At 33.0% G+C, this 21,336-nt stretch carries 21 protein-coding genes; 14 read left to right on the forward strand and 7 right to left on the reverse strand.

Features of this window, described 5'->3' with window-relative positions:
• Nucleotides 1–38 precede the first annotated feature (38 nt).
• The 9 genes from HPY60_05565 to HPY60_05605 all read left to right on the forward strand — a co-directional run bounded on the left by HPY60_05565 (nt 39) and on the right by HPY60_05605 (nt 6,506).
• Entirely contained in the window at nt 39–794 is a 756-nt protein-coding gene (locus HPY60_05565) for a methyltransferase domain-containing protein (GenBank protein NPV50648.1), read from the forward strand.
• Between the two features lie 144 nt (nt 795–938).
• The gene (locus HPY60_05570) at nt 939–1,583 is read left to right on the forward strand and encodes a YfcE family phosphodiesterase (protein ID NPV50649.1); all 645 of its coding nucleotides are present in this window, start codon (nt 939–941) and stop codon (nt 1,581–1,583) included.
• 34 nt (nt 1,584–1,617) lie between these two features.
• Complete coding sequence (locus HPY60_05575; protein ID NPV50650.1) at nt 1,618–2,040, forward strand: hypothetical protein; 423 nt, start codon at nt 1,618–1,620, stop codon at nt 2,038–2,040.
• A gap of 49 nt (nt 2,041–2,089) precedes the next feature.
• A complete protein-coding gene (locus tag HPY60_05580) occupies nt 2,090–2,992 on the forward strand; it encodes a hypothetical protein (GenBank protein NPV50651.1) in 903 nt (300 codons plus the stop codon).
• 37 nt (nt 2,993–3,029) lie between these two features.
• Complete coding sequence (locus tag HPY60_05585) at nt 3,030–3,497, forward strand: MGMT family protein (GenBank protein NPV50652.1); 468 nt, start codon at nt 3,030–3,032, stop codon at nt 3,495–3,497.
• A 94-nt stretch (nt 3,498–3,591) separates the two neighbouring features.
• Nucleotides 3,592–4,134: a pyruvate ferredoxin oxidoreductase subunit gamma gene (locus HPY60_05590; protein NPV50653.1), complete on the forward strand. Its 543-nt coding sequence runs from the start codon at nt 3,592–3,594 to the stop codon at nt 4,132–4,134.
• Nucleotides 4,115–4,429, forward strand: a complete 315-nt coding sequence (locus tag HPY60_05595) for a 4Fe-4S binding protein (protein ID NPV50654.1) — start codon at nt 4,115–4,117, stop codon at nt 4,427–4,429. Before HPY60_05590 ends, HPY60_05595 begins: the two co-directional genes overlap by 20 nt.
• Nucleotides 4,429–5,607, forward strand: a complete 1,179-nt coding sequence (gene porA / locus HPY60_05600; GenBank protein ID NPV50655.1) for a pyruvate ferredoxin oxidoreductase — start codon at nt 4,429–4,431, stop codon at nt 5,605–5,607. Before HPY60_05595 ends, porA begins: the two co-directional genes overlap by 1 nt.
• Nucleotides 5,608–5,609: 2 nt before the next feature.
• Nucleotides 5,610–6,506, forward strand: coding sequence for a pyruvate synthase subunit beta (locus HPY60_05605; GenBank protein ID NPV50656.1), 897 nt, complete (start codon nt 5,610–5,612; stop codon nt 6,504–6,506).
• A 29-nt stretch (nt 6,507–6,535) separates the two neighbouring features.
• Here HPY60_05605 and HPY60_05610 read toward each other — a convergent pair whose 3' ends face one another.
• Complete coding sequence (locus HPY60_05610) at nt 6,536–7,495, reverse strand: TIGR00341 family protein (GenBank protein NPV50657.1); 960 nt, start codon at nt 7,493–7,495, stop codon at nt 6,536–6,538.
• A gap of 149 nt (nt 7,496–7,644) precedes the next feature.
• Between HPY60_05610 and HPY60_05615 the strand changes: the two genes are divergently transcribed.
• The 5 genes from HPY60_05615 (at nt 7,645) to tgtA (ending at nt 13,103) form a co-directional block, all read left to right on the forward strand.
• A complete protein-coding gene (locus HPY60_05615) occupies nt 7,645–9,192 on the forward strand; it encodes a GNAT family N-acetyltransferase (protein ID NPV50658.1) in 1,548 nt (515 codons plus the stop codon).
• Between the two features lie 49 nt (nt 9,193–9,241).
• Nucleotides 9,242–10,159: a hypothetical protein gene (locus tag HPY60_05620; protein NPV50659.1), complete on the forward strand. Its 918-nt coding sequence runs from the start codon at nt 9,242–9,244 to the stop codon at nt 10,157–10,159.
• Between the two features lie 429 nt (nt 10,160–10,588).
• Nucleotides 10,589–11,071: a hypothetical protein gene (locus tag HPY60_05625; GenBank protein ID NPV50660.1), complete on the forward strand. Its 483-nt coding sequence runs from the start codon at nt 10,589–10,591 to the stop codon at nt 11,069–11,071.
• A gap of 22 nt (nt 11,072–11,093) precedes the next feature.
• A complete protein-coding gene (locus tag HPY60_05630) occupies nt 11,094–11,348 on the forward strand; it encodes a MoaD/ThiS family protein (protein ID NPV50661.1) in 255 nt (84 codons plus the stop codon).
• A complete protein-coding gene (gene tgtA, locus HPY60_05635; GenBank protein ID NPV50662.1) occupies nt 11,349–13,103 on the forward strand; it encodes a tRNA guanosine(15) transglycosylase TgtA in 1,755 nt (584 codons plus the stop codon).
• Here the strand turns inward: tgtA and HPY60_05640 are convergent.
• From HPY60_05640 to HPY60_05665, 6 genes are all read right to left on the reverse strand, one after another.
• Nucleotides 13,075–13,905 carry a type II secretion system F family protein gene (locus HPY60_05640; protein ID NPV50663.1) on the reverse strand — a complete coding sequence of 277 codons (831 nt, stop codon included), beginning with the start codon at nt 13,903–13,905 and terminating at the stop codon, nt 13,075–13,077. The two genes, tgtA and HPY60_05640, sit on opposite strands and share 29 nt — an antisense overlap.
• Before the next feature lie 13 nt (nt 13,906–13,918).
• Nucleotides 13,919–14,896, reverse strand: coding sequence for a hypothetical protein (locus HPY60_05645; GenBank protein ID NPV50664.1), 978 nt, complete (start codon nt 14,894–14,896; stop codon nt 13,919–13,921).
• 4 nt (nt 14,897–14,900) lie between these two features.
• Nucleotides 14,901–16,802, reverse strand: coding sequence for a type II/IV secretion system ATPase subunit (locus HPY60_05650; GenBank protein NPV50665.1), 1,902 nt, complete (start codon nt 16,800–16,802; stop codon nt 14,901–14,903).
• 70 nt (nt 16,803–16,872) lie between these two features.
• Nucleotides 16,873–19,263 carry a hypothetical protein gene (locus HPY60_05655; protein ID NPV50666.1) on the reverse strand — a complete coding sequence of 797 codons (2,391 nt, stop codon included), beginning with the start codon at nt 19,261–19,263 and terminating at the stop codon, nt 16,873–16,875.
• Entirely contained in the window at nt 19,260–20,411 is a 1,152-nt protein-coding gene (locus HPY60_05660; GenBank protein ID NPV50667.1) for a hypothetical protein, read from the reverse strand. The genes HPY60_05655 and HPY60_05660 overlap by 4 nt, the downstream gene beginning before the upstream one ends.
• Complete coding sequence (locus tag HPY60_05665; protein ID NPV50668.1) at nt 20,402–21,277, reverse strand: hypothetical protein; 876 nt, start codon at nt 21,275–21,277, stop codon at nt 20,402–20,404. Before HPY60_05665 ends, HPY60_05660 begins: the two co-directional genes overlap by 10 nt.
• Between the last annotated feature and the right edge of the window lie 59 nt (nt 21,278–21,336).

A 21,336-nucleotide genomic window follows, 5' to 3' on the forward strand; every position in this document is an offset into this window, starting at 1 on the left:
GACAATAATAATATAAAGAATTCAATGATGAGTATTTTATGGCAAAGTGGTATGAAGAATTATTTGAGAATTATGCCCAAACTTATGAAACTGAAGTATTTACTAAAGGTACGATAGGCGAGATAGATTTTATCGAAAAGGAAATAAAAAAAGATAAATCAAAAAAAATCTTGGATATTGGATGCGGAACAGGAAGACACTCAATTGAGCTTGCAAAAAGAGGGCATAATGTAACTGGTATTGATCTATCCGAGTGCATGCTAGAAATGGCAAAACAAAAAGCCAAAGTAGCTAAAGTTAAAGTTGAATTCATTAAGGCAGATGCTAGATACTTAAAATTTGAAAAAGAATTTGATCTTGCCCTTATACTATGTGAAGGTGGATTCTCCTTAATGGAAACAGATGAAATGAACTATATGATTCTACAAAGTGCAAGTAGATCTCTAAAAGATAATGGGAAATTGATCCTTACTACTTTAAATGGACTTTTTCCTTTATACCATTCTGTTAAAGATTTTATTAATTCCAACTCCGTTGATGGAAAAAGCCAAGATAATACTTTTGACTTAATGACATTTAGAGATAAATCAATAATAGAGATTACCGATGACGATGGAAATACTAAAAAAATAAAGGCTAATGAAAGGTACTACGTTCCCTCAGAAATGATGTGGTTATTAAAATCCCTAGGGTTTAAAAAAGTTGACATATATGGATGTAAATTAGGCGCATTTAGTAGAGATGACAAATTAACAACTGAAGATTACGAAATGTTAATAATAGCAGAATATTAAAGATTGCAAAGATTACATAAGGTTTAAAAATAGATTGGCAGAGAATAAATTGGGAGAAGGTATTATTTCAGCCATATCGCCAGTATGCTTTCTTATTACCTTCTCCTTCAAAATCTTTAAATAGAAATTATTATTTCTTAATTTATGAATATTTGTGTAATAACAGATATACATGGCAAAAAAAGTTCTTTAAGAAATTTTTTTGATTCGATTGATATCAAGCAATTTGACTTATTACTCTGCTGTGGAGATATAACCTCCTTTGGGGGGGAAATTGAAGCAAAAGAAATATTAGATCTAATACCAAATATGCCTTTTTATACAGTTTTTGGAAACTGTGATAAAAGTGGTGTTAGTGACTATATTTCCTCAAAAGGAATTTCACTTCATGAAAGAGAATTAAAGATCTCAGACTACACTATCGGGGGTTTTGGGGGTTCAAATAAATCTCCTTTTGGGACACCTTCCGAATACGAAGAAGATCATATTATGGCAGGATTGTCAAAACTCTCATATAAAAACATGGTACTGGTAACTCACGTTCCTCCATATGGAACTAAACTAGATAGAATTGGAAATAATAAATCTATAGGAAGTAACTCAGTTAGAACTATTATAGAAAAAAAGCAGCCTTTGGTGGCGATCTCAGGACACGTTCATGAATCTAGGGCCATTGACTACCTGGGCAAAACTGCCTTATTGAATCCCGGACCATTGAAAGATGGTTATTATGGGATAGTCAAACTTAATCTAAATGAAGTAAAGGTTGAATTAAAGGAAATTGACTAAATATATTTAAATATGGATAAAATAAATTAATTGCATGATTTACGAGGTTTTAATAGGTGCAGTCGTTTTAATAGCCATTCTTTTTGTAATATATTTCTTTTATGGCCCAAAGAAAGAAGGGATCCCAAAAGAGCCTGTTAAAAGACCAATCCCACGAGAAGAGGTTCCTTCAGTTCCCTATTACACAGAAGGTGAAGTAATAGTCGAGGATGAACTACTTGGGATGAAAATGATCTGGGACTCCTATGAAGACAGGGTTGAGAACTTTATAAAATATCTTGAAAACTCAAGAGGGGTTCAGGATCCTAAAGTAATAAGTACCTTCCAAGAAATAGAAGGAGATTATGTTAAAATGAAAAAAAGACTCCGCCCATTCCTAAGGGATCACATGGTAAAAAGAATGGACGAGAGAATTCTATATGCTAGAAATCTAATAAATAAAAAGTTCCGATATTAAAGGTGTATATTACAATAAACTTTAATATCAATCTATTTTATTATCTCTGATGATTGGAATCCCTTTATTAATAATTATCTCTTCAATACTTCTTGGCGTTTATTTTCCCATATTCGGAAAAGAGTTATCCCAAATAGTTCCACTCCTACAAAGTATATTGATTTTTTTATCTACAATTAAAGTCGATTTTAATATCTACAAAAAATACATGGGACTTCTAAAGCCTTTTTTATTAGGATTCTTCACTTGCTATATATTTATTCCAATAATCTTTTTCCTATCAGGGATATTGCTACTTAAAATGGGTATAATCAACTTTCCATTATTTGTTGGAATCATAATAACTGGGAGTGTACCTCTGGCAGCTGGATCAAGTCTAGTGTGGTCTAAAGAATTAGGGGGTAAGCTTGAAATTACATTACTCCTTATTATTACGACAATCTTGGCATCACCCCTAATTACGCCTTCTTATATCTATCTATTCTTAAGAGATAGTATAAACGTTAATGCCCAAAAGATGTTTTTAGAGATGGCAATCATAATATTTGTGCCCGTTTTATTATCATTTATTTTTAAAAAAAAGTTGAAAAGGAGTCTGAGCCCTAATCTTTCTTTTTTTGTTATGGGGATGATTATATACATTGCAGTTTCTAAAAGCGTTGAAAGACTTAATTTGGTAAAAGGCTACCTTTTTGTCTCAATAATCTTATCCTTAATTCTAATTATTTTTACACTGGGATTTTTAAGAATAATTTCTAATCTCCTGAAGTTTAAAGAAGAAGAAAAAGAATCAATCTTTATCCCTTCTTTTTTTAAGAATATTAGTCTCGCAATAATTGTAGTTTCGTTTTTTGAGCCTGAAGTTGTATTTTTCCCTGTTGTATACTATATTATTGAACAGCTTGTTTCCCCACTCTATTACGAAATAAAAAAACATAATTCAAATCAATAAAATATTTATATTGAAAACATAATATTATCTTGATTCGATGGGTACAAAAAGTAAATCTTGGAAAGAAAAGTTGGAAGATAGCAAAGGATTGCCCAAAGTTGAACCTATAACAGATAAGATGTCTAAAAGATGGGGCGAGGGAACAGTTGTTATCCCGGCACCAATTGAAGTAAATGACATAATGAAAACTGTTCCAGAAGGAAAACTAATTACAATTGATCAAATCAGGAAAAAGCTAGCAGAAAAACATAGAGCAACTATAGGGTGCCCCTTGACAACAGGCATTTTTGCCTGGGTAAGTGCACATGCTGCAAATGAGACTGCTTTAGAAGGTAAAAAAGACATTACCCCTTATTGGAGGACTCTAAAAACGGGAGGCATAGTTAATGAAAAGTATCCCGGTGGCATTAATTATCAGAAACAACTTTTGGAAAGAGAGGGTCACAAAGTAATACAAAAAGGAAAAAAATTCATTGTCCAAGATTATGAAAAAGCATTGGTATGAAGATAAATTCTATTTAAGATCAACTTTCAATTTTTTGCTTTAATAGTAAAAAGCTTTTTAAAAATACAAAATCATTATAGTCTAGAGGGATTTTTTGATAGAGATAAGATTTCACGGTAGAGGGGGACAGGGTGCTGTAGTTGCATCAAATTTACTAGCTGATGCAGCTTTTAGAGAGGGAAAATATGTTCAGGCTTTTCCTTACTTTGGCGTGGAAAGAAGAGGTGCTCCTGTTACATCCTTTACAAGAATAGACAAAAATCCTATTAAAATAAAAAGCCAGGTTTATACACCAAATTATATTATCGTCCTGGACCCAACATTGATGGATGTAACTGACGTAACTTCTGGCCTAGATAAAGATGGAGTAGTTCTAATAAATTCTGATAAAGATCCAAAATACTACAATCTTTCCTTTAAGACTGCAACTGTTGATGCTACTTCTATTGCAATTGAAAATAAATTGGGCTCAAAAATGTCACCGATTGTAAATACTTCTATCCTTGGTGCTTTTGCTAAGATATCAGGAGAGATAATGCTTGAATCTATAATTTTAGCAATAAAAGAAAATGCGCCTTCTAAAAAAGAAGAGAATGTTAAAGCCGCAAAAGAGGCTTATGATAAAACAACAATGTAATGATCCCATGAAAAAGTTAGAAAAATTAGTATCAATAAAAGATTTACCAGAGGCCCCAGTTTCAAATGTGCCTTCCCTTAATCAGAAGACTGGGACATGGAGAGTTTTTAGGCCAGAGGTAGATAAAGAAAAGTGTATTAAATGCAGTATTTGTTGGAGATGTTGCCCCGATATCTCAATTGATGTAGATGAAGATGGGTTTCCCATTATAAATTATGATTATTGTAAAGGTTGTGGAATATGTGCTCATGAATGCCCAAAAAATGCAATTAGGATGGAAAGGGAGGGAAAGTAATGGTGAAGAAGATAATGACTGGGAATATAGCTGCTGCTTGGGGGGCAAGACTCTCAAGAACAGAAGTAATAGCTGCATATCCCATAACTCCACAAACGATTATTGTTGAAAAACTAGCACAGTTCGTTTCAGATGGAGATCTTAAAGCTGAATATCTTCATGTTGAATCTGAACATTCTGCTATGGCCGCATGTATTGCAGCATCTCAAATAGGGGCCAGAGCTTTTACGGCAACATCTTCACAAGGATTATTATTGATGCATGAACTTCTTCATTGGGCTTCTGGAGCAAGAACCCCTATAGTTATGGCAAATGTCAATAGAGCTTTAGCCCCCCCTTGGAGTGTATGGGTAGAGCATACAGACATGATATCTCAAAGGGATACTGGATGGATCCAATTCTATGCCGAAAGTAATCAAGAAGTTCTTGATACTATATTAATCTGCTACAAATTATGTGAAGATAAAGAAATACAACTGCCGGCTATGGTAGGATTAGATGCTTTTTATTTATCTCATACTTCAGAGATAGTTGATATCCCTGACCAAGAATTAGTTGATAAATTCTTGCCAAAATATGAAGCTCAATACCCGATAGATACTGAAAATCCTCTAAGCTTGGGGTCTCTTTCAATGCCCCATCAGTGGTATCCTGAATTTAGATACAAAATATATGAAGCAATGGAAAGAGTAATTCCTAGATTATATCAAATAGAAGAAGATTTTTATAAACAATTTGGAAGAAGATACACTGGCCCCCTTGAGCTTTATAATACTGAAGATGCAGAAGTCGTCCTTATTATTTCAGGCGCAGCTGCTGGAACTGTCAAAGAAACTGTAGATATACTCAGGAAAAATGGAGTTAAAGTAGGGGCTATAAGGCTAAGGATGTTCAGACCATTTCCCAAAAAGGAATTAGTTAAAGCTTTATCAAATGTTTCATTTGTTGGAGTAATCGATAGATCTTTCTCATTTGGTCATGAAGGTGCTATGTTCTCAGAAATAAAAGCATCGTTATATGGAACAAAATTTTCCCCCGCAATAAAAAATTATATTGTTGGAATTGGAGGGCGGGACATTACAACAGATACAATTAAAAAAATATTTGATAATTGTTTCAATTGTTTAAAAAATAATAAAATTGATGCCCATGTAGAATGGGTTGATATTAAGGTGTAATCATGAAAAGAGCAGGCATACCAACTGAAGAATTTATTTATTCTGGCCATACTGCATGCCCCGGATGTGGGGCCATGCTAGTTTCCAGATATCTTCTAAAAGTGTTAGGAAAGAATACGATAATGAATATACCTGCCTGTTGTTTTGCAGCTATACCTGGAACATTTCCAGAAACTTGTTTAGGCATACCATTGTTGTACAATGCTTTTGAAACAACTGCAGCAACAGCTTCTGGTGTTGAAGCCGCCTTGAAAATAAAAGGAAGAAAGGAAAAAATTAACGTGGTAGGCTTTGCAGGCGATGGAGGTACTGCGGATATAGGAATTCAAGCTTTATCTGGTGCCATAGAAAGAGGTCATGATATTATCTACGTCTGTTATGATAATGAAGCTTACATGAATACTGGAATGCAGACTTCTAGTCTCACCCCAATGGGAGCTTCAACTACAACTAATCCCGTTGGTAAAAAGGGTGGGTGGAGAACTAGAAACAAGAAAAATATGATAGATATAGTAGCAGCACATGATATACCCTATGCTGCTACAGTCAATCCTTCGTATCCAATGGACTTTATTAAAAAAATAGAAAAGGCAAAAGAAGTTAATGGACCAGTTTATATTCATGCTTATTCGGTCTGTCCAACGGGATGGAGATATCAGCCAGAACTTGGCCTAGAAATAGGAAGACTTGCAACAGAAACTGGAATATTCCCATTATATGAATTTGAAGATGGGAAATATAAAATTAGTTATAAGAAAAAAACAAAACAAGTTATTGAATACTACAAATTACAAGGAAGATTCAGGCACTTATCTGAAGATTTCATCAATGAAGTGCAAACAAAAATAGATAAAGAATGGCAGAAATTACTCCTAAAGGAAGAATGTAGTAATCGATAAATAAAAAATATTAATTTAAATTTATCAAATTATATTGTTAGAACTATCAAAGCGATTACTAACAAAAAGAGTATAACGAAAACTCTTGTTATAATTTTTTTAGAAAGTGATTTTTTATAGTATTCTCTTGGGCCTACATCCAATAGTATTGCGCCAAATAAGCTTCCCACCATTAATCCAAAGATATTTTGAAATACGATGGTAAGAGGTCCAATAAATTTAACTGGGGAAATAATTAAGAAAATTCCGCTAACTGCTGCCGGCGGTACAAGCGCAGCTGCAATTGCCACGCCCGCGATGCTCTCAGATATTCCTTTTGTAAGTGCTAACATAGATGCAAATCCTAGTGCAAATGAAATAAATACGTAAATATAATTAGGTTCAATTCGCGTTAGAATTTCTTCGGTCAAAATAGGATCATTAATAATAAATAAAATTAATGTAAAAGCAGAAGAAAAAATTATAACTGCACCTAACATCGCCAATAGATTTACAAAACTTTTAATTACATCTTTTGTTTTTCCTACTGCCGAATTAATAGCAAATGCATAAATTGGGCCAAGTAGAGGAGAGAGTAACATTGCACCTATGATTATAGCCACGTTATTCATGAAAAGTCCAGCTAATGCAATTAATCCTGCAATAGAAACCATAGCCAATTTATTTATGTCAAATCTTAGATAAGGTGTAGTGTTAGATATCAATTTTTCAATAACTTCCTTTTCCGTGTGTGACTTCTTTTCTTCTAGTTTATTCAAAGTTGGTGAAACAACAAAATCAGGAGAGTATACTTCTATTAAATTTTTTTTATGCCTAAAATTAATATTTTTATTTAAATTGTCCATAATTTCATCAAGTTCAAAATTTGGTAGAATGAGAGTTACTATATATAATTCATCGCCTTCTCTTATGTAATGGTGTTTTTTGGATATAATTGGTAAGATTTTTTCTAATTCTTCTTTTCTAATTCTTATAATGACTTTCTTCATCTATGATTAGGCACTTGGGAAAATATATAAAACTAATCTATATGCTCATATGCTTAAAATAAGTTTTTTTATTAATAAAAAACTTTTAATACATAGAAAAACACAATACATTATTCACCAGTATATTGAAAAACATATGGAGATTTTATATGGCCAAAAATCCATCTTCTAAACTTGTAATTAGAAATGCATCAATGAAAGATGTTAAGGAAATTCATAAACTATCAATTAAAACATACAAAGAGATGCCCCCGTACTCTCTTGATATTATAAGGGCACAGATTAATAATTTTCCGGAAGGGCATTTCGTTGCGGTTTATGAGGGAAAAATTGTGGGTTATTGTTCTACTATAAGAGTTCCTGAGAAGTTAGCTCTGGGCCACCACAGTTGGAAAGAAGTGACTGGTGGGGGATATGGATCTACTCATGACCCCAAGGGAACATATCTATATGGCATCGATATTTTTGTGGACAGCGATTATCGGGGACTTAAAATTGGAGAGCGGTTTTATAGAGAACGAAAAAAATTATGCAAATATTATAGGCTAAAAGGGATTGTTTTCGCTGGCCGAATGCCTTTGCTTTCTAAACGTATTAAAAAAGTTGGAACTGTTGAAAATTACATTGAACAAGTTAAAAATAAAAAAATTAGGGATCCGGTTATTTCTTTTCAAATCAGGAATGGATTTGAAATTATAGGAATACTTAAAGGATATTTACCTATCGATAGAGAATCATTGGGATATGCCGCACATATGTTATGGAAAAATCCAGAATATGCAGATTCCCCCGTATCATCGGCGCTTTCGCCTTCCAGAATACCTCAAAGTGTAAGAGTTGCAACAGTACAGTATCTTCAAAGAAGAATAAATTCATTAGATGAGTTTAATCAAATATTTAGATATTTTGTTGACGTAGCATCCGACTATCATTGCGACTTTGTACTCTTCCCCGAATTATTCACGATGCAACTTTTATCAATTGAAAATGAACCGTTGTCCCCTCACGAATCAATTGAACGTTTAACTAATTATACAGATACGTTGAAGACCTTTTTTAGTGAAATGGCAATTAAATATAATGTGAATATCATAGCGGGTTCACATCCTGTAAAGATTGAAGAGGAAGTTAAGAATATTTCATTTATTTGCCTAAGAGATGGTTCAATCTACGAACAAATGAAAATACATGCGACTCCCAACGAAAAATATTGGTGGAACATAAGTGGTGGTGAAAAATTAAGTGTAATTGAAACTGATTGTGGGAATATAGGGGTATTAATCTGCTATGATATTCAATTTCCTGAGTTGGCAAGACATTTGGTAGATCAAGGTGCCAATATACTTTTCGTCCCATATATGACTGAAGAAAGACAAGGTTATAATAGGATAAGGTACTGTGCTCAAGCAAGAGCAATCGAAAATCAATGCTATGTCATTATGTCAGGGAATGTTGGGAATTTGCCTAGAGTCCACAACATGGATATAAACTATGCACAAAGCTGTATTATAACGCCGTGTGATTTTCCATTTGCAAGGGATGGAATAGCTTCTGATACAACTCCAAATGTAGAAACAATAGCAATATCTGATATAAGCCTTCAAAATCTCTTTGAATCTAGAAACGCTGGAACTGTACAAAATCTAAAGGATAGGAGACACGACTTATACAGCGTTACATGGAATAAAAAAGATTAGTTATAAAAATACTAATATATTTTTAAATCAATGAGATGCTTAATTAATAATGAAACTTATTCGAGTTAAATATCATCTAAATTCGATAGTTGTGTTGGCATTGTTTTTAGTATCTTGGGTATTTTTCATATACATCAAGGTAAATATTCCCTTAACTTATCATGAGAGTACTTCCCAAGGTTACATCCTAACGGTGACTACTCTTTTATTCTCATTCCTTGTAGGGCACTATTTTAATTCAAGGTATGAAAGATATATTTCTATAAGAGAACACCATCTTTCAAGGCATTCAAGGTGTATTTCTCTTATAGATATTGCCCAATCATTTTCAGAAAATAAGAGTCTCTTAAAAAAATTATATGAAAAACTTAACGACATTGCAGTCATAGATGAGCTGTGCAGCTGGTCTGAAGGTTACATAGAAGAGCCATACTATAGAAATCTATATTGCCTTTTAGATGAAATTAAAATAATCGATCAAAAAGATTTAACAAACTATAGAATATTCTATGATAAGATAAATGAAATTAATGAATTAACAAGAAAGCTTAATTCACTTGGTAGGGACAAATTTGGATTCTTACGATGGTTACTCCTAGGGTCTCTAGCTGCCGTCATTATTGTTCTAACATTGTTTGTTCCAATATCAAATTTTATTAACATAGTATTGCTTATGTTATTTCCCCCAATAATATTCCTCGTAATATACACAATTAATAGTTACCAGAATATGACATTCCATAAAGAAAGTACCTCTATGGAAATAAATGAAAAGATATTTGATGAAATTGGTAAAAGAAGATTCTATAAAAAAGAGAGATTAAAATTTGTTAGAGTTGATATAAGGAAAAATAAAAATTTATATATAACTGAGGATGAGCTAGAAGGAAGAGAAAAAGATATCTATTTAGACTACCTTGATAAAGAATTTTACGTTAATAGATCAAATAAAAAACAATGCAATTAACAAACCCTGCTTTATAATAAGCATTGGACAAATTTCCAGTAGAAATAAAGGGGTAATAGACACTAAGATACTACAATTATAAGGATACAATACATATGAATAAAAGTATAATTTAAATAAATAAGGATATCATAATAAATAAATAAGATAAAATTTACATATAATTATTAATAATAAATAAATTTAGGCCTAAATTCATTATTGTGACTGTAATATTGAGAATAGGTAAGAATTAATAGAATCAAAATACATATAAAAACAAAAATTTTAGACTTGATGGTGATATTATTTGCAGTGTTGGCGGAAGTTTTGATGTAGATATGGCTGAAGGCCCAGAAGGATATGTTTGTACAGAGTGCGGCGCACAATTTAAAGGAATCGGGAAAGATCTAAAATGCCCAAAATGCTCTTCGGATAAGGTTATTAAAATTGGATAGCTTATTTGTTCCTTTAGGCAGTGAAGAGATATTATTTATATCTCGTAATGATTTTTTTTTAGGATTAGTAAAAACTTTAGGAAAATCTTTTTTTCTAGAAACTGACGAAGAAGAAATAGTTCTTGGAACAGGAAATGAAGATATATTAGCCGTTTCATCATTAGTAAATGACATAAAAATGAAGAGCATAATGATTTCAGCACTATACTCAATAAGAGAACTTTCATTTCCGCTTGTAATATTAAATAAGGGGCACCCTGCATCAAAGAGACTAAAATTATTATACGGATGCGGAGATAAGATACTTCTTGATTCCTGTATTGAAGCAGGAACACATCCAGACCAACACCTACTTTGCTCTAGAGAAGATTTATCGGGTCTTTGTATATTAGCAAAAAAAGATGGCGTAGAAATAATAGACGAGCTTAAGAGAAAAATTATAACGGAAAAGATGGCTTTTGAGTTAAAATTATAAAATCACATGTTTTATTTGGTACATGAAGATTCTTTATTTTGGAGATTTAAAGGATATTACCTTGAAAAGAGAAGAAAATATCGAAATTGAATCAATTAAAATAAAAGACCTAAAGAATCTTCTATCAGAAAAATATCCACTTTTAGAGGAATCATTTTTAAAGGATGAGATAAGGATTATAGTAAATGGGAAAGACTATTCTTTTACAGGTGGAGATGAAACTTTAATTTCAAAGGGATGTGAGATAGCTCTTTTTTCTCCTGTAGGTGGTGGATAAATGTTTGAAATAAAAGCAAAAGACGGATTAGGAAGGATAGGAAAACTACCAATAGGCAAAAAAAAGGTTGAAACTCCAACATTAATGCCTGTTATTAATCCCAACAAGATTGTAATTGCCCCAAAAGATATGCCAGATTATGGGGCAGAGATGATAATCACAAATTCTTATATTATTTACAGAACTCAAAAACTAAAAGAAACTGCTCTTGAAAAAGGCGTCCATAAAATGCTTGATTTTAATGGAATTATTGAAACTGATTCTGGATCTTTTCAGATGTCAGCCTATGGGGATATAGAAATAGAAAATAAAGAGATACTTCAATTCCAAAAAGACATTGGAGTTGACATTGGAACATTTCTTGATATACCAACACACCCTGATGAATCGCGCAAGAAAACTCTTTCAGATCTAGAAATAACTTTAGAAAGAGCAGAAGAAGCGATTGAATTTGATCTAAATCTAAATGGCACAATTCAGGGAGGAACTCATCTAGATCTAAGAAAAAAATCAGCAGAAGCTATGAGCAATCTACCATTTACAGTAAATCCCATTGGAGGAGTTGTGCCATTAATGATGGAGTACAGATTCAGTGAATTGGTAGATATAATCCTTACAGTCAAAGGAAATCTTCTGCCTTCAAGACCTGTACATCTATTCGGTGCTGGCCATCCAATGTTACTATCTCTTTCAGTTTTATTGGGTTGTGATCTTTTTGATTCTGCTGCATACGTTCTCTATGCACAAGACTCAAGATATCTAACATCCTACGGTACAAAAAAACTAAATGAAATGAAATATTTGCCATGTAACTGTCCAGTCTGCAGAAAATATACTGCACAGGAACTAATTAATGAAAATGAAGTGAAGAGATTAGAGCTACTGTCAAGTCATAACTTATATGCAACATTTGAAGAAATAAAAATAATCAAGGAAGCCATTCATGAGGGGACATTGTTTGAACTAGTTGAAAGCCGAATCAGGGGGCATCCAAGATTATTACTCGCATATAGACGAATCAAAGACTATTACGATGTCCTAGAAGAATATGATCCTTTCACGAAAAGATCTTCAATTTTTTATACCGGAGAAGAATCAAACTTAAGGCCAGTAGTAAAGAGGACTAAAGAAAGAATAAAAGACATAAAATCTAAAAAATATGATGAGCATCTCTTTTTTGGAAAATTTCCGAAGGAGCTTGAGTTTACATATCCTTTTGGTCAATGTGAGATGGAAGAAGAGAGAAAAGATAAAGGAGATCCAGAACTTAAAGATGAAGATATAGTAAAAAAAATTGCTGACTATCAGTTTGGCCCTAATGTTGGAGAAAAATTGTTTCATGATGTTGTTGTCAAAAGATCAAAAACAGGCATGATACGTTATGTTTTTGATAAAAATGGAACTATGCTTGCAACTTTAAGGGCAAGAGATGGATTATTCACACCAAATATCGAAGGATTAAGAAGATTAAAAGATATAATTCCTAAACCTCGATATCGGGTCGTTGTTGATGATGAGGCTGCACCTTTCATAAAAGACGGTGCTAACGTATTCTCTAAATTTGTTTTAAAAATTGATACTAATCTTAGGGCTTATGAAGAAGTAATAATTGTGGATTCAAAAGACAATCTTTTGGGAACTGGAACTTTAATGCTTTCACCAAGAGAAGTAAAAGCCTTTGAAAGGGGAATGGCTGTTAGGACAAGATGGGGGATAGAAAAAAATACTATCCAAGAAGACCAGATAGAAGATTAGATCCAATAATGAACCTAAATGTTAGATAACCTATAGCTGTAAGTACAATGCTGTGCTTAACTCCAGAGAATAAAGAGTTTGTTGTCATTTTTCCGATCATTAAACCTGCTAATGCCCCGTGTATAATAAGCATATTTTGGAATGTAACTTTAAATGCCTCTTTACTAATTGTTTCTTTAGCTGTTGGGAGTGTAATCTCAGAGAATACATCAACGAACTGAGTTTGAAGCAAGAATACTACAGATAAAAAAACTAGATAAGAAATGTAAATAATGCCGGTATACTGCCCAAGTTTAGAAGCCTGCTCCTTTGCAAGACCCCTCATCATTCTAGCACTTTCTGCTGCAGATTCCAATATCTTTATGATATTTCCTCCAGCATGATGGGCTATAACTATAAGCGATACTGTCCCTTGAACATTTTCACTTTTTACCTTGTCTGCAAACGAAGTTAATACTTCATCGAATGGCACTCCCCAAGATATTTTTGACGCCATAATCTTTATTTCATCACTGAGTCTTCCATAGTCATCGTCCTGGGCCATTTTTATAGCTTGAGGTAAAGTCATCCCTGCAGCTTGTGAATCTGCTAAAGCTCTCAAAAACTCAGGGAACTGGTCTTCAATTTCTGTAATCCATGCTTGTTCTCTCATTTTTATGATAAGGTAGGGGGCCACCGCTATAGCAATTCCTGCTATAGCTAGCTCACTCAAATTTAAGATGAAAAATCCAATTAGCCCCAAGATTATTCCTGAGGCAATACTGCCAATTATTATGTACATGTTATAATTTCTTTTTCTCAAATTTTCACCTACATTATCTCTTTGGCGCCACCTGATCAACAGCTATTATGAATAAAGCATATCCAATCGGCAGCCCAAAATAAACAACTAAATTATTAATTAAATTAACCTGGGACATTGGGGTCCCCATTATACCCATGATTGTGGTCATGATAATTACAAAAACTGGACCTACAACTAAAGCTGTAACATAAGCTTCTGCAATTAATCCAATAGTTTCTATTGCAGCTTCAGTCTTCATCCTCTCAATTTCCATCAATCTGTTCCCTTCAAGATACAAATATTCCTTTAGATTTCCACCTGTTCTAATTGTTGCAATCATCTTCCACAAAAGTTCACTAAAGAGGGGCGAGGGAGATCTATTGGCTGCCCTCTGGAGCGCTTGGACCAAATCAAGTCCAAAATTTTCAATATCGTTCAAAATCTTTTCAGACTCTCTTGATACTTCACCATATCGTCTAAACTCTACAAGTGACCAAAAAATAACAGCAGGTGGAACGCCTGTTCCTGCTATTGTTGCCATTGTATTAACAGCATTAGTAAGTGCAAGATTTATTTTTCTTGACCTTTCTCCTGCTTTAAAAGAGGGATAAATCCAGAATACTAAGAAAGTGCTAACAGCAGTTAAGATAGTAATTAGAAGAATCAATATCAAGTTAAAAGTAAAATCAACGGGGGGACTTTCCGGAGAGATTAGCTTATTGACAAAATTTCCTAAAAATAAGGGTACAAGTATTAAGGATACTAAAAAAGAAGCAATCCCGGCAATAATTGTAGTTAAAATCATTGCACTTGCATAAGCACCTAAATTTAGTGGTATGTCACCTTTTCTTAAAGGTGCGTGAAGTTCTTCAAAATTTTTTAGTCTTTTATCTACCAAAAAGCCAAATCTTTTATGGGCCATCTTCCCATAATTCATGAAGAAGCCCCTTTTCTCGTACCTTTCTATCTCTTGGACTGCTAGGTCCTTTTCTTTCTTTCTGCCTAACATGACTTCAACTTTGTATCTTTTTTAAGATTGAATCAGGATCCCTTGTATACTCTTTTATTACATTTCCTACATCCCTATAGTTAACTATATTATTTTCTGCCATCCATCCTAAAACAAGAGATCTTCTGTTTATTTCTTCCCATACTTCCTCTTGTGTCATACCACGAGATATAGATATCCTCTTAACTATACTGCTCTCTTTTGCATCAAAAAGAAATTCATCCGACCCAGGATCCCATCTAAAAACAGTTTGGTAGATGGGCTCTCCTTTTTTCAAATCCATTCCTGTTATTTCTACTACTTCTTTTACCCTTCTGATAGCCTTTCCTTCTATTTTTGCATGAGTTAGTAAGAAGCAAATATTTAATGATTGAAGAAGTGCTGGAGAAAGATTAATTGGCCTAGTTGTAAGTCTGTTAATCAAAGCTTCCATTGAATCAGCATGTATTGTCCCCATCCCAGGGTGTCCTGTTGCCATACCCGTAAACATAACATTTGCTTCAGCACCCCTAATTTCACCAACTACTAAGTAATCCGGCCTTTGCCTTAGTGCGGCTCTTAGTAAGTCAAACATGTCTACTTCCCCTTGCTTCTTTCCTTCGGCCGTGGAGCCTCCAAATCCCGATCTTGTGACTGCAGGAAGCCAGTGCTCTTGTGGCAGATTTAACTCTTGAGTATCCTCAATTGTTACGATCTTTGCTTCTGGAGGTAAAAATATCGCAAGTGCATTTAGCATTGAAGTTTTACCTGTTGCAGTTCCACCTGAAATAAGGGTAGATGCAGTATAAGAGTGCTCAAGGGCTAGCCACATATATGCAAATATCCTGGGAGGACAAGATTTGTAGTTAATCAACTGTATAGGCGTCATGGGGTCAGTTTTAAATCTTCTTAGGGTAAAAGTGGGCCCATGTTGGGTAACTTCTCTTCCAAATGTGGCCTGAACCCTAGAGTTATTTGGCAATCTACCGTCAAGCAAAGGTTCCGCAACTGAGATATGCCTATTACATCTTTGTGCCATTTTAATTATAATGCTGTTAGCTTCATCATCTGTCCTAAATACGATATTGGAAGGTAGAGATCCATATTTGGCATGATAAACATAAATTGGTATTCCCGTTCCATCACAACTTATATCTTCAATTAAAGGATCGTTAAACAAAGGTTCTATTGAACCAAGGCCTATATAATTCCTTCTCAAGTAATACATTATCTTTTCAAAAGCATCAGGAGTTAATTTTAGATTTAATTCATCAACGACTTCCAAGGCTTTATTTTCTAAGTAATCGATTAATTCACTTTTTTCCTGAAGGCTTTTGAAATCTACTTCAAGTTCTTCTTGGATAATTCCTTGTATAGTTAAGAGCCTCTTCTTTTCTTGTTCAGAGAGTTCAGGTTCCTCTACCAAATAAGTTAATTTTGATATTTTTTCATCCCATTTTATCCTTGCATATGCATATGGTTCAATTAATGGATATCTTTCCTCAAAACCAGTATAGTCTTGTGTCTTCCATTTCTGAGGTATGACAAGGATATCCTGATCCTTCATTATTACTTTTTTTTCTTCCTCTAGTGAAGGAAGTCTTCCGCCCTGTATAGTAACAGGCCCTGATATAACAAAAGTTGCACTGCCGACTGTAGATGCAACTTCTTTTGTAACATGATCTGCAACGTCACTTTTTATTTTTTCAGAAATTTCTTCCGATATTTCTTTTTTTGCTTCAGTGGATATATGTTGTGAGGACGAAATAACGCCTGCTGTTCCGCCTATTGATACGCCTTCTTTCACTAAAAATTCTACTTCACTCTTTTTTTTGAGCTTCTCATAACTAGATTTTGGTTCACTATCTAGTACAATGTCCGATTCTTTCAGTTTTTTTATTAATTTGAGAGCTCCTTTTTTTCTCATATTTCATTCCTCTAAGATTAGTTTCTATTAATGTATATAAATACTTATCGGTATTGGAAAACAAATAAAGCTACTGATATACCTTGAAGTTATAATATTGACTAGTTTCCTTTTTTATTCCGTCTATTTCAAATGAATATGTAAAAACTATCAAATAATCCCCTGGCCTTTTAACATAGTATTTGTAAGTAGATATTAAAGTAGTAAACTCTTCAATATTCGATCTGCCCGATCTTTCCAATACAGGGGTATATTGGTAAAAAGGAACTTTTTTCAGCAATGCTCTTGCAGGTTCATCTTGGTGGTAAGGAACTATGGAAACTATTTCAAATCCTATGCCTCCACAGTAGAAAATATCCCTTTCTCGAAGTTTATTGGTGCCATTGTGGTAAATATAGCTTTCATTACTATCTATTGTTCCATTTCTATTTTCATCTATTCTAATTTTAATATATCTGTTAAATGTATTTACTTCTTCAAATAATGTTAAACTATCACTCAGCCAAATTGATTGTCCTTGTTGGGGGTAGTACATGTCATGTTCAATGAAGTTTTCAGTGTTAATTGATGAAAAACATGCAAGTATTCCATCCTCAGTTATTACAGCACCGTTGGTATCAGTTGAATAAGAAGGATTAGTAGAATCAATAGTAATCTTTTCTGTTGTTTCATTATACCCATAGGTCCATTTATTTATAATTTGGTATTCTCCATCCTTCCACCCATAAAATAATCTTGTTTTCCCAATAGGAAATTGTTTCATTTCTGAGGACATGTCAAAAAATTTAAAATATATATGCCATTTCTCATCTTTACTTAAGAAATTAACACCTTCCAAAGTAAGAATATAATTATCCAATACTAAAGGATCCCCTATCTCTAAATTTATATCATTTCCCAAAAGATCTTCAAGAATTATCTGGTAAGGATCTACATTTCCCAATCCATCCCTAACTAAGCGAAGTTGATATGTGTTACTGCCTAATTTAAATTCTCCATAATCTGGATTCTCAGGAATATCAATCTTGACATCTAAGGTATCAGGACTTTTTCTAAGAAAACTTACTAAAGTATTAGATATACTTCTAACTACATACTCTTCGCCTTTCAAGTTAAATTGAAATCCTTCCTCAATTGGATAGGCTGATTCACAGATTAAATTTCCTAAGGAATCCCTTGAACATCTTTGGATATCGATAAGTATCTCTTCGGTACCACTCAATTCATAAATTCCAACTATTTTGTTAGTTAAAGTATTAATTTTAACTTTATACCTTGAGTCTTCAGACTCATAAATTCCTTCGTCAAGAACTAAATATACATTTATTATCTCCCATATCCTTATTGAACTTCCAAGGTTTTTTTCTCCAGTAATATCCTTATCAGATATTGAATTTTCAAGATCATTATGAATTGAGGAAGAGATGATAACAGTATCTCCATTTATAATTTGAGTTGTTTTAAGTCCATTTTCTTTAATTGCCAATATGTCAATTAAGCCATATCTCAATCCTGGTGTTTCATTGGGATCAAACCACTGTCGTCTTCTTTCAGTTTCTTGAAGAGATATCTGTATGTTGAATATTGTATACTTAACGTAGTCATCTTTCTGGCCATTAGAAATATATTTAATTTCAGTTACTTTTACCAAATAGTTCTCTAAAAAGAAAACATCACCCTCATAAAATTTAGACACGCCGTCAATAGTTATTTGTGCGCCATTTTGATTTAAAACATTTACATAATTTCTCCCGTCATTACCTAAATTTAAGGAGTAACTTTCTAAAAAAGGAGCTCTGTTTTCAATATTATTTATACCAGCATACGTGACCCTATATTCTCCAATAGTATAGGCTCTATTATTATATACAATCCTTGACCCTGAAGAATAATTGCCTTCCCTATATATTTTCTGATCATTTCTGTGGATAACGTAAGGATTTGATGGTGTAGCATCTGATATTTTATTCAATGGCGCAACTTCGAATTCACCGATATCTGAGCTCATTAAATATGTTTTTGGGAAATCTGAAATTTTTTTTGTGTCGATAAGTATTTTCCTGTTAAAATTTCCAACTTCAAAGATTGAAGGCCCTATAAATAAAACATCGTCATCAAAAGTTATATTGCTTGATTTAGTTACTTCGATACCTACATCAAGTCTAGATAAATAATAGTTTAATTCTTTTTCTTCTATCGCATAATGTGCGGAATATATACCAGCAAAAGCATTATGAATAGAATTTAGTTTTCCCGTCCTATATATTTCTTCAAAGGCATTTTTAGAGGTATCTCTAAAAGAACTTTCAATATAACTTGAGATAAAAGGAATATCTGAATATCGTATATCTTCAACTGACTGGGATACCTGCCTATAGGATAGCAAAGAATACTGGATAGCTAGAAGAGAAAGTATAACTAGAATTGCGGCAAATATGAAAAATTGAGATTTGTTATTCATAGTTTCTTCCTCCCCATAACTAAAGACACATAATAAGCCCTTACATTACTACTGGCATCTATAGTAGAAACAATCCTTTTTGCAGAAATAATTGAGTCCATTTCTCCAGGATTTTCGATATTAATAATATCTTTCTTATAAGGGATAACATTGATTATTATATGCCCATTTCCATTATACGATAAAGTTTTAATATTTCCAGAATAATCTCCAAAAACTGTCCATGCTCCTTGCTTTAAGTCTTTTATATATGTTGCAAACTGCTCTGGATCACCTATTTTTTTTTCTATATCGAGAGTATCTACGCTGCCATTGTCATGAACCGTAAATCTAAAAGTATCTTTAAAAATATTGACAGTTTTGATATTAGTTCCGATAAAATCAATAAACATATTTTGGTCAAGTAATGCAAAGGATATGGAATTTCCATCTCTTGCAATGTTGGATATCTGGTAAGTATATTCATATTCAACGCCTCCCGAAGAAGTAGAAAAAGAAACTAAATCTCCAACTCTTAAAGGTGTATTACTTGAAAGTTTGGTTGTTGAAGTAGAAAAATCTAAAGGTGCGGAAGGATTTCCTCTTTCAAGCTTTAAATATACAGTGTCATACCCTGGAACATCATCTAATAGGTCAACGATTAATAATCCATATATTGTTACGCTGCCTCCATCAGGAAAATATATTGTATAATCTCCTGGCCATCCAGTTTGAGTTTCATGGAATTTCCAAATATAATTATTATTCTTTAGAGTATCCACTTTGTAGCCATTTGTGAGAAATCCGGCTCTGCTTGTATCTTCTCCGGCCTCGCCCTGCGTATTTATAAAAACTACATTTGCAATTTCAAATATATTAAATTTATAAGCATATTCTGGAGCTATCAACGATCCTAATTTCAATCTAAGGGCGTTGAATTCTCTATTAGTAATATAATACCCTAATTCACTTTGGTCATTGATTACTCCTTTCTCCAAGATTACTAAAACATCTTCTGCAGAATTTTTTGCATTTATTACTTCCCATGAGGGGTTAGAAGAAAATGTTGATCCAAACTCACTTAGTATGAAAGAAACTCCCAATATCATTATTACAGCTGCGATTATGGCTTCAAATGTTCTCATCACAGATTTATTATTCATGAACATAATCTATTTCCCTCCCACATAATCACAGTAAGTCTTTTTTCATTTAAATTTCCAAATTCTTCAACCAATACAAGTCTAGAGATAACTAAAACTATATCTGAATAACTTCTACGCCTGCCTAATATAATATCTGCTGCATCAATATTCAAAATTTGTGCGCCTTCACCTGACGAATATATATCTGTTACAATATAACTTCTGGATTCAAGGATAAAGTTGTCTCCTTGAGCAAATCCAGATTTAGGATTGCCGTTTTCTTCACGGCCATATATTTCATTTGTAACTTCATCTTGAAAATCTTTATTCATATTTATATCGATAAAAATACTGTCATAATCTCCATTTTGATCTTTATCTACGATTAAAAACTCATAGTATTTATCGCCTAAGTATACTGTTTCTGTATTAAAATGTGGAGGGTAAGTGCTACCTGGTGAAGAACCATTTGGTAAGGTATAGTTGTAGTCATCAATGTCACTTTGCTTCATTATTGCAATAGTTTTAACTTCTGTATTTGTAGAAGAAATTATTATTTGAAGATCATAAATAGATTGTTTATCCGAGTAATTTAACAATCCAAGTTTTCTCAAAAGAGAGATGTAACTATTTGTTGAGGATTCTAAAGGGCAAAAAGGATACCTCGAAGTATCTTCATTTGATACAAAATCAACTAACTTATCATAAGATAGAACATGATTTCTTGAAACAAGTCCATATGTAGGATCAGACATAATTTTTTCAATGGAAGTGATTGCCGTAAGTTGGACATCAACATATTCAGTTTTTTCAAGGTAAGGATTTAAAGAATTTGCCGCAATGTAAACCACATAGAGGAAAGCTATAGTAAATATTCCCAGAGCAATCATATTGTCTATTATATCTTGCCCTTTTCTTGAATTTTTGAATTTAATTAGAATTTTTATTT

This window comes from Methanofastidiosum sp. (assembly GCA_013178285.1).
GTDB lineage: Archaea > Methanobacteriota_B > Thermococci > Methanofastidiosales > Methanofastidiosaceae > Methanofastidiosum.

Coding starts and splice junctions, on each gene's coding strand:
- HPY60_05645 (NPV50664.1), bottom strand. CDS start 14,896: ATGTTAGGCAGAAAGAAAGAAAAGGACCTAGCAGTCCAAGAGATAGAA.
- HPY60_05565 (NPV50648.1), top strand. CDS start 39: ATGGCAAAGTGGTATGAAGAATTATTTGAGAATTATGCCCAAACTTAT.
- HPY60_05610 (NPV50657.1), bottom strand. CDS start 7,495: ATGAAGAAAGTCATTATAAGAATTAGAAAAGAAGAATTAGAAAAAATC.
- tgtA (NPV50662.1), top strand. CDS start 11,349: ATGTTTGAAATAAAAGCAAAAGACGGATTAGGAAGGATAGGAAAACTA.
- HPY60_05585 (NPV50652.1), top strand. CDS start 3,030: ATGGGTACAAAAAGTAAATCTTGGAAAGAAAAGTTGGAAGATAGCAAA.
- HPY60_05620 (NPV50659.1), top strand. CDS start 9,242: ATGAAACTTATTCGAGTTAAATATCATCTAAATTCGATAGTTGTGTTG.
- HPY60_05650 (NPV50665.1), bottom strand. CDS start 16,802: ATGAGAAAAAAAGGAGCTCTCAAATTAATAAAAAAACTGAAAGAATCG.
- HPY60_05615 (NPV50658.1), top strand. CDS start 7,645: ATGGCCAAAAATCCATCTTCTAAACTTGTAATTAGAAATGCATCAATG.
- HPY60_05605 (NPV50656.1), top strand. CDS start 5,610: ATGAAAAGAGCAGGCATACCAACTGAAGAATTTATTTATTCTGGCCAT.
- HPY60_05575 (NPV50650.1), top strand. CDS start 1,618: ATGATTTACGAGGTTTTAATAGGTGCAGTCGTTTTAATAGCCATTCTT.
- HPY60_05655 (NPV50666.1), bottom strand. CDS start 19,263: ATGAATAACAAATCTCAATTTTTCATATTTGCCGCAATTCTAGTTATA.
- HPY60_05660 (NPV50667.1), bottom strand. CDS start 20,411: ATGTTCATGAATAATAAATCTGTGATGAGAACATTTGAAGCCATAATC.
- porA (NPV50655.1), top strand. CDS start 4,429: ATGGTGAAGAAGATAATGACTGGGAATATAGCTGCTGCTTGGGGGGCA.
- HPY60_05665 (NPV50668.1), bottom strand. CDS start 21,277: ATGATTGCTCTGGGAATATTTACTATAGCTTTCCTCTATGTGGTTTAC.
- HPY60_05580 (NPV50651.1), top strand. CDS start 2,090: ATGATTGGAATCCCTTTATTAATAATTATCTCTTCAATACTTCTTGGC.
- HPY60_05630 (NPV50661.1), top strand. CDS start 11,094: ATGAAGATTCTTTATTTTGGAGATTTAAAGGATATTACCTTGAAAAGA.
- HPY60_05570 (NPV50649.1), top strand. CDS start 939: ATGAATATTTGTGTAATAACAGATATACATGGCAAAAAAAGTTCTTTA.
- HPY60_05595 (NPV50654.1), top strand. CDS start 4,115: ATGATAAAACAACAATGTAATGATCCCATGAAAAAGTTAGAAAAATTA.